The sequence below is a fragment of the Streptomyces sp. AK02-01A genome (assembly GCF_033795305.1).
Lineage (GTDB): Bacteria > Actinomycetota > Actinomycetes > Streptomycetales > Streptomycetaceae > Streptomyces.
In genome coordinates, this window is sequence record NZ_JARBAE010000063.1 from 1 (window position 1) to 14,706 (window position 14,706).

Here is a 14,706-nt window from a genome sequence, read left to right on the forward strand (position 1 = left end):
CGCGTTTCCCTTTCCAGCGATTCCGACTCTACCAGATCCTTTCGGGCCTGATTCCCAGTCAGCGGGCCTTGTCTTCCCGGCCGCTCGGCCGTTCCGACGTCCAAACTCTAGCGGATTTCGCAGGCGGCTCATAATCGAGCCTTCGAAATGAATTTCGGCATACGAAATTCGTCCCGGCTGGGAGATCGTGCTGAGTTTGGGTGTCGCTTCTGCGACAGGAGTGGCTGCCTCGGAACCGTCCAGTCCCGTGACAACTCGGAGAACCTTACGGATCGACTCACGGCGTGTCAAGCGCCCTCCGGCCTCGCCCGCCGGACCCTTGCGATGCCCGGCGGAGTCCCCTCCTAGTCCAGGTCGGTGAGCCGTCCGCCGGCGTCCGGCTGTGCGTGTTCGACGCGGCGCAGGAGGCGGATCAGCATCTCGCCGAGCACTCCACGCTCCTCGCCCGTGAGGTCCTGGAGCAGCTCCTCCTCGAAGGCGGAAGCCATGCGCATCGCCTCCAGCCACTTCGTACGGCCTTCGTCCGTCAGCTCCACGATCACGCGGACCCGGTTGTTCTCGTCCCGGTCGCGCGTGACCAGGCCCTCTCCCGCCATGCGGTCGATGCGGTGGGTCATGGCGGCCGGAGTGAGTCCGAGCCGCTTGGCCAGTTCGCCGGGACCGAGGCGGTACGGGGATCCCGAGACCACGAGCGTCTTGAGGACTTCCCACTCGGCGTTGCTGATGCCGAGGTCGGCGACCTGCCGGCCGTACGCGACGTTCATGCGCCGGTTCAGCCTGCCGAGCGCCGAGACGATCTTCTCGACTTGCGGGTCGAGGTCACGGAACTCGCGCTGATACGCCGCGATCTGCTCGTCGAGGCTCGGCTCCTGGAGACCCGGCGGGCCAGGTTTCGCGGGGGTGTCGGACATCGGGGCAGTATCGCACGCAACCCTCCTGGCGTTGAAGACCTTCGATGTGTATTGTTGAGATCCTAACTTTAGCTTCGAAGTCTTCACGCTTGAGCCTTCGGCTTGCCGGTTTCTTCGGCTTGCCGATTTTTCGAGCTGCCGACCTTTCGATCTCTTGCGGGCAGGTGAGTGTGACCAGGGCGATGGGCGCCGCGATGCGCCGGATCCAGGCAGGAAACGCGCTGAGCGCGTTCGGGCTGGGATTCACGGTTCCGTATCTCTATGTGTACGTGGCTCAGGTACGGGACCTGGGAGCGAGCACGGCCGGTGCCGTGCTGGCCGTCTTCGCCATGGCCGCACTTGTCGTACTGCCGTTCACCGGCCGGGTCATCGACCGGCGCGGTCCGCTGCCGGTGCTGGTGGCCGGTGCGGTGCTGGCGTCCGTGGGCGCGGCGGGTATGGGGCTGTCGGAAACCGTCGTCACGGCCGTGATCTCCGCCGCGCTGCTGGGCGCGGGGACGGCTGTCATGCAGCCGGCACTGGCCACGATGATCGTCTGGTGCTCCACGCCGTCCACGCGTACCCGCGCGTTCGCGACGCAGTTCTTTCTGGCGAACCTCGGGCTCGGCATCGGCGGACTGCTCGGCGGACAGATCGTCGACGAGAACCGTCCTGGCAGTTTCACTCTGCTGTTCTTCATCGAGGCCCTGATGTTCCTCGTGCTGGCGGCGATGGCGGCCACGGTCCGGCTGCCGCGGCCGGCGTCTCCCGTCGGCGCCCTCGGCGGAGGCGGCGGCCAGGGCGGGCTCCGGGCGCTGCTCGGACACCGGGCCATGGTGCGGTTGTCCGTGCTGGGCTTCGTGGTGTTCTTCGCCTGCTACGGACAGTTCGAGTCGGGGCTCGCCGCGTACGGCACCGAGTCCGCGGGGATCGATCCGTCGGCGCTCGGGATCGCGCTGGCCGCCAATACGGCGGTGATAGTGGTCGCGCAGTTCGTGGTGCTGCGACTGGTCGAGCGGCGGCGGCGCAGCCGTGTGATCGCGGCGGTCGGACTGATCTGGGCCGCGGCGTGGATCATCGCCGGGTACGCGGGTCTTGGTCACGGCGGTCAGACGATGGCGACGGCGGCGTTCATCTCCACATACGCGCTGTTCGGGCTCGGCGAGTCGATGCTGTCGCCCACCGTCGCGCCGCTGGTCGCCGATCTGGCGCCGGCGTCGATGGTCGGGCAGTACAACTCCGCGTTCGCCCTGGTCAAGCAGCTCGCGTTGGCGGTCGGACCGGCTGTGGGCGGGCCGATGGGAGCCGCGCTGCCCGGTCCGTACATCGTGACGTTCGTGCTGTTCTCGCTGGGCATCACCGTGCTGGCGCTGCGGCTGGGCCGGCGGCTCACTCCCGTTCAGGACCAGCCGGCGCTCATGTCGACATCCAGGGTGGTCGCCCAGCACCTGCCGGAGACGGCCGTCCCGGTGTGCGAGCCCGCTCACTGACGGATCGTCAGAGAAGGCTCAGGGACCCGCACGGGTCACTGAGGCAGTGCGAACTCGCACCAGACGGCCTTGCCGCCGCCCGGTGTGCGGCGCGATCCCCAGGACGAGGCGATGGTCGCGACGATCGAGATCCCGCGGCCCGCCTCGTCCACTGGTTCGGCGCGGCGGCGGCGCGGCAGATGGTCGTCGCCGTCCGTCACTTCGATGATCAGACGGCGGTCGGTGCGGCGGAGTCTGAGGCGCATGGGCGGAGTGCCGTGCTGGAGGGAGTTCGCGACGAGCTCGCTGGTGGCGAGCACGCCCAGGTCGCGCAGCTCGACCGGGAAACGCCAGGACGCCAGGACACCGGTGGCGAAGGCCCGGGCGCGCGGCGCGGCCTCGATACCGCCGAGCAGATCGAGCGCGGCGTTGTGGAACAGCTCCGCGTTCGGTCCGGTGCGAGACGGGTACTGCAGCACGAGCACCGCGACATCGTCGTCATGGTCCGCGGTGACACCGAGAGAGCGGATCAGCCGGTCGCAGATGACCTGCGGCGAGCCCTTCGCGCCGGAGAGGGCCCGCTCCAGCGAGGCGACGCCCTCGTCGATGTCCTCGCCTCGGCGTTCGACCAGGCCGTCGGTGTAGAGGACGGCGGTGGAGCCGGGCGGAAGCGCGATCGAACCCGAGGTGTGGATCCAGCCGCCGGTGCCGAGCGGCGGGCCTGTCGGATCCTCGGCGCGCTGGACCGTGCCGTCCTCGGCGCGGACCAGGATCGGCAGATGGCCGGCCGAGGCGTAGACGAGCCGGCCCTCGTTGGGATCGTGGACGGCGTAGACACAGGTCGCGATCTGGCTGGCGTCGATCTCGGCGGCGAGGCCGTCGAGGAGCTGAAGCACTTCGTGCGGAGGCAGATCGAGCCGGGCGTAGGCGCGGACGGCGGTACGGAGCTGGCCCATCACCGCGGCGGCGCGGACGCCTCGGCCCATGACATCGCCGATGACCAGCGCCGTACGCCCGGCGCCGAGCGTGATCACGTCGTACCAGTCGCCGCCGACCGCCGCGTCCGCGCCGCCCGGCTGGTAGGTGGCGGCGACACGCAGATCGTCGGGCTGCTCCAGCTCCTGCGGGAGCAGGGAGCGCTGGAGGGTGACGGCCGTCTGACGGTGCCTGCGCTCGCTGGTGCGCAGCCGCTCGGCCGCCTCGGCGTGGTCGGTGACATCGGCGGCGTGGACGAGGACGCCGCCGGTGCCCTTGCAGTCGACAGGGGTGCAGGTGACCGTGTAGGAGCCCTCCGGGCGCTTGTCCTGGGCTTCCTCGGCAGGGCCGTGGTGCCGGCCGTGTCCCCGGGGCTGACGCTGTCCTCGCGCGTGGGCCCTACGGGATTTGACGGTGCGGGACTTACCGCTGCGCAGCACCTGGTCCAGCAGCGGGAACAGGCCGAGCTCGGCCAGCTCGGGGCAGCTTTCGGCCGCCGTGGCGCCGACCGGACGCGGGCCGAACGCCGCGGCGTAGGCGTCGTTGACGTACGCGACACGGTGCTCCGGTCCGTACACCAGAGCCACCAGAGCGGGCAGTTCGCCGAGGATTTCCCGTACGGAGAGGTCTTCGATCGCGGGGACGTCCGTCACGGGATCGGGCTGCTGGTCGTACTCACCACGGGCCGCGGGCACCGAACCGCGGTCTGTCCGCGCGGCGCGGCGCTGTGTACCGGGGAGCCGGGCGCTCCAACGCGTGAAGTTCACGGATTCTCAGGCCTCATGGTGTCGTGTTGCTGTTCGTCTTGGCCGGGCTGGTCGGGCCGGGCGGCAGGTCGTCGGGGCCGGTTCGCGCCGAGCGGGCCGGATCACTCTGTGCAGATGTGAGCCCACCTATGGTCACACGTCCAGTGTGGCCGACCGTACTGACAAGGACATCGGCGATGCTCGGGTCGTTGACGCCGACGGCTCTCCGGACGGCGCCGTCACGTGTCCTTGGGACGTTCGCCGCCAGCGGCGAGTTCGAATTCGGCACGCGGGTGCTCCAGCGAACCGAGGGAGACGATCTCCCTTTTGAAGAGTCCGGAAAGAGTCCATTCCGCGAGGACACGAGCCTTCCGGTTGACGGTGGGGATTCGGCTGAGGTGATACACGCGGTGCATCAGCCAGGCCGGATAGCCCTTGAGCTTACGGCCGTAGACATGCGCCACGCCCTTGTGGAGGCCGAGCGACGCGACGGACCCCGCGTACGCGTGACGGTAGTCCCGGAGAGGTTCGCCACGCAGGGAAGCGAGGATGTTCCCGGCGAGAATCCTGGCCTGGCGCACGGCGTGCTGGGCGTTGGGAGCGCACTCCTTGCCCGGTTCGTCGGCGGTCAGGTCCGGGACGGCCGCCGCGTCGCCGGCCGCCCAGGCGTGCTCGACGCCGTCGACGGTGAGCTTGGCCGTACACAGAAGACGGCCGCGCTCGTTGAGCGGCAGGTCGCTCGCGGCGAGGATCGGGTGCGGTTTGACCCCGGCCGTCCAGACGACGGTACGCGTGCGGAACCGCGCGCCGTCGCTCAGCACGGCCACGCGGTCCTCGCAGGAGTCCAGCCGGGTGTCGAGGCGTACATCGATATTGCGGGCGCGCAGCTCGCGGACGGCGTACGTGCCCATCTCCTCGCCGACTTCGGGAAGGATCCGGCCGGTGGCCTCGACGAGGATCCACTTCAGGTCGTCGGCCTTGATGTTGTGGTAGTACCGGGAGGCGTAGCGGGCCATGTCCTCCAGCTCCGCGAGCGCCTCGACGCCCGCGTAGCCACCGCCGACGAAGACAAAGGTCAGCGCGGCCTCGCGGATGGCGGGGTCGCGGGTGGAGGAGGCGATGTCCATCTGCTCGATGACGTGGTTGCGCAGGCCGATGGCCTCTTCGACGCTCTTGAAGCCGACGCCGTGTTCCGCCAGGCCGGGGATGGGGAGGGTGCGGGAGACGGAGCCCGGCGCCAGGACGAGTTCGTCGTAGGTGATGTCGACGGTGCCCGTGCCCTCCTCCTCGGAGGCGAGGGTCTTCAGAGTGGCGGTGCGCTTGGCGTGGTCGATGGTGGTGGCCTCGCCGATGACGATCTTGCATTTCTCCAGTACGCGGCGGAGCGGGACCACGACATGGCGGGGCGAGATGTTCCCGGCGGCCGCCTCCGGCAGGAACGGCTGATAGGTCATGTAGGGGTCGGGCGACACCACGACGATCTCGGCCTCGCCTCTCTTCAGCTTTCGCTGGAGGTGCAGCGCGGTGTACATGCCGACGTAGCCGCCGCCGACGACGAGAATGCGCGCACTGGGCGTGGGTGCGGGGGTCGACCCCCGGGAGATCTCAGCCATCACCATCCCATGACGCAACGCGCTCAGGTGTTTGTCCACAGCCCCGGCAAATTGTGTGACCGGAGGCCGTCGGCGGAACCGGGCGGACAAAGGCGCGGGTATCGGTGAAGGCGCGCAGGTCAGCGCGGGAGCGGCGAACGGTGGGAGACGGATGAATCAGGCATCTTCCGGTCCTTGCTCCGATCGGGGGGCGCTCCGTGCGGAACTACCCCTTCTGAATTGACCCGGGCTCAACTATGTTCGTACCTCGTCGGAGTGCCCGGCCGTGACCGGTCCGCGCGCTCGGCTGTCAGGGCGGGGAGTCTCCGGGGGGAGACATCATTACCGGGGGAACGCTATGCATATTCAGGATTCGCATTGGCAGACCGCTGTCGTCTCGGACGGCGGCGGACGGGCGGGGGCGGGCGGCGGAAGCCGCTCGACACCGCTCCGGGTGGACGCACAGCGCAATCTGGAACATGTACTGCGGGCGGCTCGCGAGGTGTTCGGCGAGCTGGGGTACGGAGCGCCGATGGAGGATGTGGCCCGGCGGGCCCGTGTCGGCGTCGGGACGGTGTACCGGCGGTTCCCGAGCAAAGACGTCCTGGTGCGGCGGATAGCCGAGGAGGAGACCTCCCGGCTGACCGACCAGGCGCGTACGGCGCTGGGTCAGGAGGACGAGCCGTGGTCGGCGCTCTCCCGGTTCCTGCGCACGTCGGTGGCGTCGGGCGCGGGCCGGCTGCTGCCTCCGCAGGTGCTGCGGGTGGGTGTGGACATCGACGACCCGTCGGCGGTGCTGGGCGGGCCGGTCGGGGCGCGGTTGCCACAGCAGCGGGCGACCGGGCCCGGCGATCTGCGGGTGGTCGAACAGAGGCCGCCGGCGGACGAACTGGACGACCCGGGAGCGGCCGAACTCCTTGAGTTCGTCGGTCGGTTGGTGGAGCGGGCACGGGAGGCCGGGGAGCTGCGCGTCGATGTGACCGTGGCCGATGTCCTGCTGGTGATAGCCACGGCCGCGCCGTCATTGCCGGACGCGGCGCAGCAGGCGGCGGCTTCGGCGCGGCTGCTGGACATCCTCCTGGAGGGATTGCGGCCCCGGTCTGCATGAAGAGGCCGGGCCGTCCGGCCCGCATCGAACTGACGCTCCAGTGGGAATCGTTGATCCTTCCCCGAAAGAGTGAAGGTTACTGCTCCGATCCGGGAAACATCCCCGGATGAGTGGTTGCCCGGCTCGAAGGCCCGGACGGATCGTCGCGCTGTGGGACGCTGGCCCGGTGTTCGGGTCAAAAGGTGCGTACGGGGGCTTCCGCGATGAGCGGTGACGGGCGGGACGAGCCACTCGGCGGCGGTGGTGCCGACGGCGGTACGGAACCCGGGATGCCGTCTCGTCAGGTGCCCAGCCAGGGCGGTCCCAAAGTGCCTCCGGGACCAGCGACTCCCGGACCCGTCATTCCCGGGCCAGGCACTCCCGGGCCAGGCACTCCCGGGCCAGGCATTCCCGGGCCAGGTGGGCCGGGCGGGCGCGAGGGGCCGGAGAGTTCCGGTGTTCCCGGGCACAGCGTTCCCGGCCAGAGCGGGCCCGGTGGTTCCGGCAGGCCCGGCGGACTCGGCCGGCACGCTGCCGTCCGGACCGCCGACGGCCGGACCGCCGACGGCCGGAGCACGCCCGGCCTGGCCGACGGCGCGCGAGACTCCCTCGTCCGACCTGCCACCGTCCGACGCCGAACTGATCCAGCGCATGCGGGAGGGAGACGACAGCGCGTACGAGGAGCTTTTCCGCCGGCACTCGGACTCGGTGCGCCGCTACGCCCGTAGCTGCTGCCGCGACGCGCACACCGCGGACGATCTGACGGCCGAGGTCTTCGCCCGCACACTGCAGGCGGTTCGCGGTGGCGCCGGGCCGGAACAGTCGGTGCGGGCCTATCTGCTGACCACCGTACGACGGGTCGCGGCGTCCTGGACGAGATCCGCCAAGCGTGAGCAACTGGTCGAGGACTTCGCGGTGTTCGCGGAGCAGGCCGCTCGCTCCTCCGAGGTCTCGGACATCGACACGCTCGACCTGGGCGCGGACGTCAAGGCGATGCACGAGGCCGATCAGTCCATGGCCATGCGGGCCTTTCGCAGTCTGCCCGAGCGCTGGCAGGCGGTGCTCTGGCACACCACGGTCGAGGAGGAGTCGCCGAGCGAGGTCGCGCCGCTCTTCGGGCTGACCGCCAATGCCACGGCGGTACTGGCCGGTCGGGCGCGAGAAGGACTCAAGCAGGCTTACCTGCAGGCCCATGTGAGCTCCGCGCTCACCTCGGACGGCGACTGCGCCCAGTACGCCGACCGACTCGGAGCGTACGCCCGTGGCGGGCTGCGGACCCGGGCGGAGCGCGGGCTCCGCAAGCACTTGGAGGAGTGCGTCAAGTGCCGCGGCGCCGTTGGTGAGTTGGAGCTGGTCAACGCCGGGATCCCGGGACTTGTCCCGGTCGCGGTGATCGGCTGGTTCGCCGCGGGCTATTCGCTCAAGGCGGCAGGCATCGTGGCGGGCGGCGTCGCGGGAGCGGCGGGCGCTGGCGCGGGCGCCGCGGGCGGTGCTTCCGGGAGCGCGGCCGGCGGCGGCTCCGGTGGTGCGGCCGGCGGCGCCGTGTCCGAGGGAATCGGCGCGCCGGTGAAGGCCGGTGTGGCCGGGCTGGTGGCCGTCGCCACGGCCACCGGGCTGGTGTGGGCGCTGGCGGGCGATCCACGGCCGGCACCGAGACCCCAGGCGAAACCGCCGGTCGCGCAGCCCGTCGTACCACGGATCCCGGAGCCTTCTCCGGAGCCTCCGCGACCGCGCGCACCGAAGCCGGTGTCCCCGGCGAAGGCCGCACCGAGCCTCGGCCGCGAGCCGGTTCCGGCACCCGCTCCGAGGCCGACGCCGACGCCGACGCCCGCTCCCGCCAAGCCGTCGGCACCTCCCGTCCCTGGGCCGACTGCCAGCCCGGAGCCGCCGCCACCGCCTCCGCCACCGCCGCCCCAGCCCGCGCCGGTCGTCTACCAGGTGAACCAGTTGGCGTACGGCGTGCTCGGCGACGGCTCCGCGCCCGAGGTACGGCTCGCCGGAAGCGGCTGGCTCTGGCGGCGTTGGGGCATGTCGATCGGCGGCACCCGCTACGGACACGGAGTGACGATGCACGCCCCGTCCTCGGTCACCATCGACCTCAACCGCCGCTGCTCCACCTATGAGGCCATGGTCGGTGTGGACGATCTGACGCCGGGCCGCGGCTCCGTGCGCTTCTCCGTGCACGGTGACGGAGGCAGGCTGTGGCGCTCGCCCGTACTGCGCGGCGGTGAGGCGGCTCTTCCCGTGGAGGTGGGGATCGCGGGACAGCGGTCCATCCGGCTGGTCGTCGAGCCGCACACGCCGTTCGACATGACGTCGCTCGCCGACTGGGCCCAGTCCCGGATCCGCTGCCGCTGACGCCTCGGGCGAGTCCCGCCGCGCGCCGCCTACTGATGCAGCGTCGGCCGTGGGATCACGCCGCCGGCCACCGCCCGCTGCCGCGGCGCCGCCGTACCCGTCCAGCAGGTGCCGCGCCGGGACAGCAGACGCCGCAGCCACAGCTCGGTGGAGACCAGATCCGCGAGACCGTCCAGTGCCACCGGCTCTCCCTCGGCCGCCGCCCGGAGAGCCTTGCGTACGACCCGCGCCTCCACCAGACCGGCGTCGGCCAGCAGCGGAGCGTCGAAGAGGCTTATCAACTCACCGACCGCCGTGCGCAGTCCGGCGCGGGTGGCGGCGGCCGAGCCGGCCCTGGAGGTCGCGCCCCAGCCCGGCGGCAGATCATGGATCCCGGTCCCTGCGAGGACGGTACGGAGCACCTCGGCCCGCGCGCCCGGCTGCACCCGCAGCGCCTCGGGCAGGTCCCGGCAGGCCCGTACCACCTGGTTGTCCAGGAACGGAGCGTGCAGTCGCTGGCTGCGGACCTCGGCGGCCTGTTCGAAGACGCGGTGGTCCGCCGCGTAGCGCGCGAGAGCGGCGCGGGCGCGGGCCTCGCCGGGCCGCTGGACGGAGGTGGGCCGGATCGCCGCCGCCGTCAGCCGAACCGATACTTCAGCGAGTGCCTCGCCCGTCAGCCAGCGGGCGGCGGGGCCGGGCCGGGACCAGGTGAGCGCGGCCAGCGAGGCGTCCAGCGGGCTGTCCGACGCCGGTGAGCGCGCCGCGCGGTTGGCCCCGGGAAGGCGGGCGGCGGCCTCTTCGAGACCGGTGCGGTACGGCGTACGGGCCAGTCGGCGGGCGGCGCGGTAGACGGTCAGCGGCACGAACAACGAGGCCGGCGCGGGCCCTTCGGCCCTGGCCAGCGCGGTGACCGGGCGCAGGAGATGGCGGCGGCGGCGGTCGAGCAGCAGGTCGGCCAGGCGGGCCGGATGCGCGTCGAGCACCTCGCGCGCGCCCGCTCCGGTGAAGTGGTCGGCGCTGCCCGCGGCGAGCCTGCGGCGGTGGCGTTCCGCCGTGACGAGCGACGGGCCCGGCTCATCGGTGAGCGGCCCTTCCAGCTCGGCGTACGGGAGGGCCTCCTCGCCCGCCGCCACGACGACATGGTGCAGCCGCGGGTTGGCGGCGATGACGCGGGCCCGTTCGAGCTCGGCCTCGTCCCGGCCGCCCGCCGTCAGGTCGTTGAAGGTGACGGCGAGCAGCCGCTCTCCGGCGCCGGTGCCGTGTCCGAGTATCGTGCCGGGCGCTCCCGGCAGCCCGGCGGCGAGCAGCGCGAGCGTCCCGGACGCGCTGCCGCCGGAGAGATCCGCCCCGATGCCCGGGACGGGTCCTCCTCGGGCGGCGCGCCGTTCCGCCGGGCCCATCCCGGGGACCGGCCCCGGGTCGGGCGGCAGGGTCTCCGGTGCGTGGCGCGGAGCCAGGAGGCGCGCGCGTACGGCTTCGACGAGCGCCTCCCGTACGCCCTCGACGGCCCGCTCCGGGTCGCGCCGCGGCCCGGCAACGGCGAGAGAGGCGACCTGTTCGTACCCGGTGATCTCGCGCGAGCCCTCGCGCAGGACCAGCGCGTGCCCCGGCGGGATGCGCTTGACTCCGTCGTACGGAGTGGAGTCGCGCAGCGCCTCCGGGCTCTCGGGACAGGCGAGGAGCGCGGCGAGATATCCGATGTCGAGCTGCGCCTCTATGAGATCGGCGAGCGGAAGTGCGGCGGTGGCGTACGCGGTGCCGCCCGCCCAGGGTGTGTAGAAGACGGGTCTGGCACCGGCGAGATCGCCGACGACGGTGATACGGCGGCCGATCTGAGCGACCGCCGTATAACTGCCCGGCCAGGCGGTCAGATGGCGCAGCGCGCCGCCGCGAGCGGCGAACAGGCCGACCCGCAGTTCCTCGTCGGTGGCGCCGCAGCAGCCGAGCACGGCGAGCCGGGTGAAGGGATCGACGCTGACGACACGGATCTCGTCGGACCGCCAGTCGCCCACCGCCCACAGCGGATCGGGGTCGCCCCAGAGGAGCTGGGACCCGACGGGATGCACGCTGCGGCTCTCGGAGTCGTCGCCGACCGCGCCGGCTCTGCCGGCCGCACCGGCCTTACCGGCCGGTCCCGCCTTTCCGATCGTGCCGCTCCGGCCGGCCGTACCGGACCCTCCGGCCGTGCCGAAGCGCGCGGCGATACTGCTCCACCCCACCAACCAGCGCACGCCGCCTCCACAGCCTGTGGACAAGTCGAGCCTCTGCTCAAGCCGAAGCCGTTCGGGAACATGCTGCCACGACAACGGCGCACAGGAGGGCCTACGGAAGCGCGGGTGCTGATACGAATGCGCCCCTGGCATTGGCCATTTGGCGGAGACACGGCCCTCCGCGGACAGGCAGCATTCAGCCAATCTCCGGGCCCGGCACGGCACTTCGGCACCGGCATACGTTCAGTCCGGGAGGCGATTCCCGCCTCCCGGACTGATCCACCGCCCGCGGGGATTGGGGCGGCGGTGTCCCCCAGCCCACTGGTTCCAGTACGCAGTGGGCCGACCCACGCAGCACTCATGGAAGCGCTCCCGCTCGTTCCGGGCCAAGAGCGCACGGCCGGGCGCACGGCCACACACCCGGAGCACGGCCCGCCGCTTGAGGATGTGTACCGGGCCGGCGGCACGGACAACAATCCCGCCATACGGAAGTCCGCCCCTTAACGGCCAGGATGTGGCGAACTACGCTGGGTTTACGAATGCCGCGCGCCTATGCCGCGACGCGGCGGCCGTCTGTGTGTCGAGGGGTGGCTCATGTCCAGGGAGCAACGCGGGCCGAACGAAAAACTCGGAACCGTTCTCGCCCTCGCGGGAATCAGCAACGCCGGTCTCGCCCGACGGGTCAACGACCTCGGGGCGCAGCGCGGCCTGACGCTTCGTTATGACAAGACCTCGGTGGCGCGGTGGGTCTCCAAGGGGATGGTTCCGCAGGGTGCGGCGCCTCATCTCATCGCCGCCGCCATCGGCGCCAAACTGGGACGCCCCGTCCCACTGCACGAGATAGGCCTGGCGGACGCGGATCCGGCCCCCGAGGTCGGGCTCGCCTTCCCGCGCGATGTGGGCGAGGCGGTGCGCGCCGCGACGGAGCTGTACCGGCTGGACCTGGCGGGCCGCCGGGCGGGCAGCGGCGGCATCTGGCAGTCGCTGGCCGGTTCTTTCGCAGTGAGCGCCTACGCGACGCCCGCCTCCCGCTGGCTGATAACACCCGCCGACTCCTCGGTCGCCCGGGACGACGCGGTGGCGGAGGCCGCGCACGGCGGTCAGGGCCCGGACGGCCCGGGTGAGGTTCCGCCGCTGCGGGTGGGCCACAGCGATGTGGCCAAGCTGCGCGAGGCGGCGTCGGACGCCCGGCGCTGGGACTCCAAGTACGGCGGCGGTGACTGGCGTTCCTCGATGGTGCCGGAGTGTCTGCGGGTCGACGCCGCGCCGCTGCTCCTCGGCGCGTACAGCGACGAGGTGGGACGAGGGCTCTTCGGGGCCACCGCCGAGCTGACCCGGCTGGCCGGCTGGATGGCCTTCGACACCGGACAGCAGGAGGCCGCGCAGCGGTACTACATCCAGGCGCTGCGGCTGGCGCGCGCGGCGGCCGACGTACCGCTCGGCGGCTATGTGCTGGCCTCCATGTCGCTCCAGGCGACGTACCGCGGCTTCGCGGACGAGGGCGTGGATCTCGCCCAGGCCGCGCTGGAGCGCAATCGCGGTCTCGCCACCGCCCGCACGATGAGTTTCTTCCGGCTGGTGGAGGCACGCGCGCACGCGAAGGCGGGCGACGCGGTGGCGGCCGGGGCCGCGCTGAAGGCCGCCGAGGGATGGCTGGAGCGGTCGCGCGAGGGCGACGCCGATCCGCAGTGGCTGGGCTTCTACTCGTACGACCGGTTCGCGGCCGACGCCGCCGAGTGCTACCGGGACCTGAAGGCGCCGCGGCAGGTACGCCGCTTCACGGAGCAGGCGCTCTCCCGGCCGACGGAGGAGTTCGTACGCTCGCACGGTCTGCGGCTGGTGGTGAGCGCGGTCGCCGAGCTGGAGTCGGGCAATCTCGACGCGGCATGCGCGGCGGGCACCCGTGCGGTGGAGGTGGCGGGCAGGATCTCGTCGGCGCGGACGACGGAGTACGTACGCGATCTGCTGCACCGCCTGGAGCCGTACGGCGACGAGCCGCGCGTGGTGGAGCTGCGGGAGCGGGCGCGTCCGCTGCTGGTGTCGCCCGCCTGAGACGGCTCGCGGAAATCCGGGGCGGCTCGCGGCAATCCCGTCCGGCCCGCCGTGCGCCGGTGGTTTAAGCGCGTTGTCGGCGGGCCAGTGCACTATCGGGGTGGGAGGTGCGCGGGATGAGCGGACGCGTCGGATTCGACTGTGATGTGCTGGTGATCGGCGGCGGGATCGTCGGTCTGTCGACGGCGTACGCGATCACGCGCGCCGCTCCCGGCACCCGGATCGTGGTGCTGGAGAAGGAGCCGGGCCCGGGACGCCATCAGACGGGCCACAACAGCGGAGTGATCCACAGCGGGATCTATTACCGTCCCGGCTCGCTCAAGGCGCGCTACGCGACGCGCGGCTCCGCCGAGATGGTCAAGTTCTGCGCGGAGTACGGCATCGCGCACGAGGTCACCGGCAAGCTGATCGTCGCGACGCGGCGGGACGAGCTGCCGCGGCTGCACGCCCTGGTCCAGCGGGGCCGGGAGAACGGCATTCCGGTGCGCGAGCTGGGCCCGGCGCAGATCACGGAGTACGAACCGCAGGTGCGGGGCCTCGCGGCGATCCAGGTCGGCACGACCGGTGTGTGCGACTTCGCGACGGTCGCGGAGCAGCTCGCCGAGTCGGCGGAGGCCGCCGGCGCGTCCGTGCGGTACGACGCGGAGGTCACGGCCGTCGACCGCCGCGCCTGGGGCGTGGCGGTCCGTACGGCGTCCGGCGAGGTGGTCAGAGCGCGCGCCCTGGTGAACTGCGCGGGGCTGCAGTGCGACCGGGTGGCCCGGCTGGCGGGCGACGACCCGGGGATGCGGATCGTGCCCTTCCGCGGCGAGTACTACGAGCTGGCCAGGCCCGGTCTGGTACGCGGACTGGTCTATCCGGTGCCCGACCCGGCGTTCCCGTTCCTGGGCGTGCATCTGACCCGGGGCATCGACGGACACGTCCATGTCGGGCCGAACGCCGTCCCGGCGCTGGCCCGGGAGGGCTACTCGTGGTCGGCGGTGCGCCCGGCCGAGCTGGCCGGCACTCTCGGCTGGCCCGGCTCCTGGCGGACGGCGCGCAGACACTGGCGGTACGGCGCGGGCGAGCTGCGCCGCTCTCTGTCGAAGCGCGCCTTCGCGACGGCGGTGCGGCGGCTGCTTCCCGCGGTCGCGGACACGGATCTGCGCCCGGCCGCCGCCGGTGTACGCGCCCAGGCGGTCCTGCGCGACGGCACGCTGGCCGACGACTTCCTGATCCGGGAGGCTCCTCGTACGGTCCATGTCCTGAACGCCCCGTCACCGGCGGCGACGGCTTCGCTGCCGATCGGCCGGGAGGTGGCGCGACGGGCGCTGGCGGTGCTGGCGGCGGGCTGACCGGGTGGCGGCCC

Annotated in this window: 9 protein-coding genes; 5 read left to right on the plus strand and 4 right to left on the minus strand. The window is 72.0% G+C overall.

All coding sequences use genetic code 11. The features are described 5' to 3' along the window. Nucleotides 1-344: 344 nt before the first annotated feature. Nucleotides 345-911, minus strand: a complete 567-nt coding sequence (locus tag PV679_RS33365; protein WP_319684698.1) for a MarR family transcriptional regulator — start codon at nt 909-911, stop codon at nt 345-347. A 170-nt stretch (nt 912-1,081) separates the two neighbouring features. Between PV679_RS33365 and PV679_RS33370 the strand changes: the two genes are divergently transcribed. Then, nucleotides 1,082-2,380: an MFS transporter gene (locus PV679_RS33370; RefSeq protein WP_319684736.1), complete on the plus strand. Its 1,299-nt coding sequence runs from the start codon at nt 1,082-1,084 to the stop codon at nt 2,378-2,380. 35 nt (nt 2,381-2,415) lie between these two features. On the opposite strand, the gene PV679_RS33375 is transcribed toward PV679_RS33370, so the two are convergent. Next, nucleotides 2,416-4,101, minus strand: a complete 1,686-nt coding sequence (locus tag PV679_RS33375; RefSeq protein ID WP_319684700.1) for an ATP-binding SpoIIE family protein phosphatase — start codon at nt 4,099-4,101, stop codon at nt 2,416-2,418. Between the two features lie 218 nt (nt 4,102-4,319). Continuing rightward, complete coding sequence (locus PV679_RS33380) at nt 4,320-5,699, minus strand: NAD(P)/FAD-dependent oxidoreductase (RefSeq protein WP_319684702.1); 1,380 nt, start codon at nt 5,697-5,699, stop codon at nt 4,320-4,322. A gap of 331 nt (nt 5,700-6,030) precedes the next feature. Here PV679_RS33380 and PV679_RS33385 point away from each other — a divergent pair, with 331 nt between their 5' ends. Together PV679_RS33385 and PV679_RS33390 are read left to right on the plus strand one after the other, a co-directional pair. Then, nucleotides 6,031-6,780 carry a helix-turn-helix domain-containing protein gene (locus tag PV679_RS33385; RefSeq protein WP_319684704.1) on the plus strand — a complete coding sequence of 250 codons (750 nt, stop codon included), beginning with the start codon at nt 6,031-6,033 and terminating at the stop codon, nt 6,778-6,780. Between the two features lie 435 nt (nt 6,781-7,215). Further along, nucleotides 7,216-9,117 carry a sigma-70 family RNA polymerase sigma factor gene (locus PV679_RS33390; protein ID WP_416069859.1) on the plus strand — a complete coding sequence of 634 codons (1,902 nt, stop codon included), beginning with the start codon at nt 7,216-7,218 and terminating at the stop codon, nt 9,115-9,117. A gap of 29 nt (nt 9,118-9,146) precedes the next feature. Here the strand turns inward: PV679_RS33390 and PV679_RS33395 are convergent, their stop codons facing one another. Then, nucleotides 9,147-11,327 carry an asparagine synthase-related protein gene (locus PV679_RS33395; protein ID WP_319684706.1) on the minus strand — a complete coding sequence of 727 codons (2,181 nt, stop codon included), beginning with the start codon at nt 11,325-11,327 and terminating at the stop codon, nt 9,147-9,149. A gap of 573 nt (nt 11,328-11,900) precedes the next feature. Here PV679_RS33395 and PV679_RS33400 point away from each other — a divergent pair. After that, nucleotides 11,901-13,358: an MFS transporter gene (locus PV679_RS33400; RefSeq protein WP_319684708.1), complete on the plus strand. Its 1,458-nt coding sequence runs from the start codon at nt 11,901-11,903 to the stop codon at nt 13,356-13,358. A gap of 116 nt (nt 13,359-13,474) precedes the next feature. Then, nucleotides 13,475-14,692: an L-2-hydroxyglutarate oxidase gene (lhgO, locus tag PV679_RS33405; RefSeq protein WP_319684710.1), complete on the plus strand. Its 1,218-nt coding sequence runs from the start codon at nt 13,475-13,477 to the stop codon at nt 14,690-14,692. The last annotated feature ends 14 nt before the right edge of the window (nt 14,693-14,706 follow it).

What these genes read in the sequence shown, in the direction of transcription:
- PV679_RS33365 (WP_319684698.1), bottom strand. Translation starts at nt 911, where the DNA reads ATGTCCGACACCCCCGCGAAACCTGGCCCGCCGGGTCTCCAGGAGCCG.
- PV679_RS33380 (WP_319684702.1), bottom strand. Translation starts at nt 5,699, where the DNA reads ATGGTGATGGCTGAGATCTCCCGGGGGTCGACCCCCGCACCCACGCCC.
- PV679_RS33385 (WP_319684704.1), top strand. Translation starts at nt 6,031, where the DNA reads ATGCATATTCAGGATTCGCATTGGCAGACCGCTGTCGTCTCGGACGGC.
- PV679_RS33400 (WP_319684708.1), top strand. Translation starts at nt 11,901, where the DNA reads ATGTCCAGGGAGCAACGCGGGCCGAACGAAAAACTCGGAACCGTTCTC.
- lhgO (WP_319684710.1), top strand. Translation starts at nt 13,475, where the DNA reads ATGAGCGGACGCGTCGGATTCGACTGTGATGTGCTGGTGATCGGCGGC.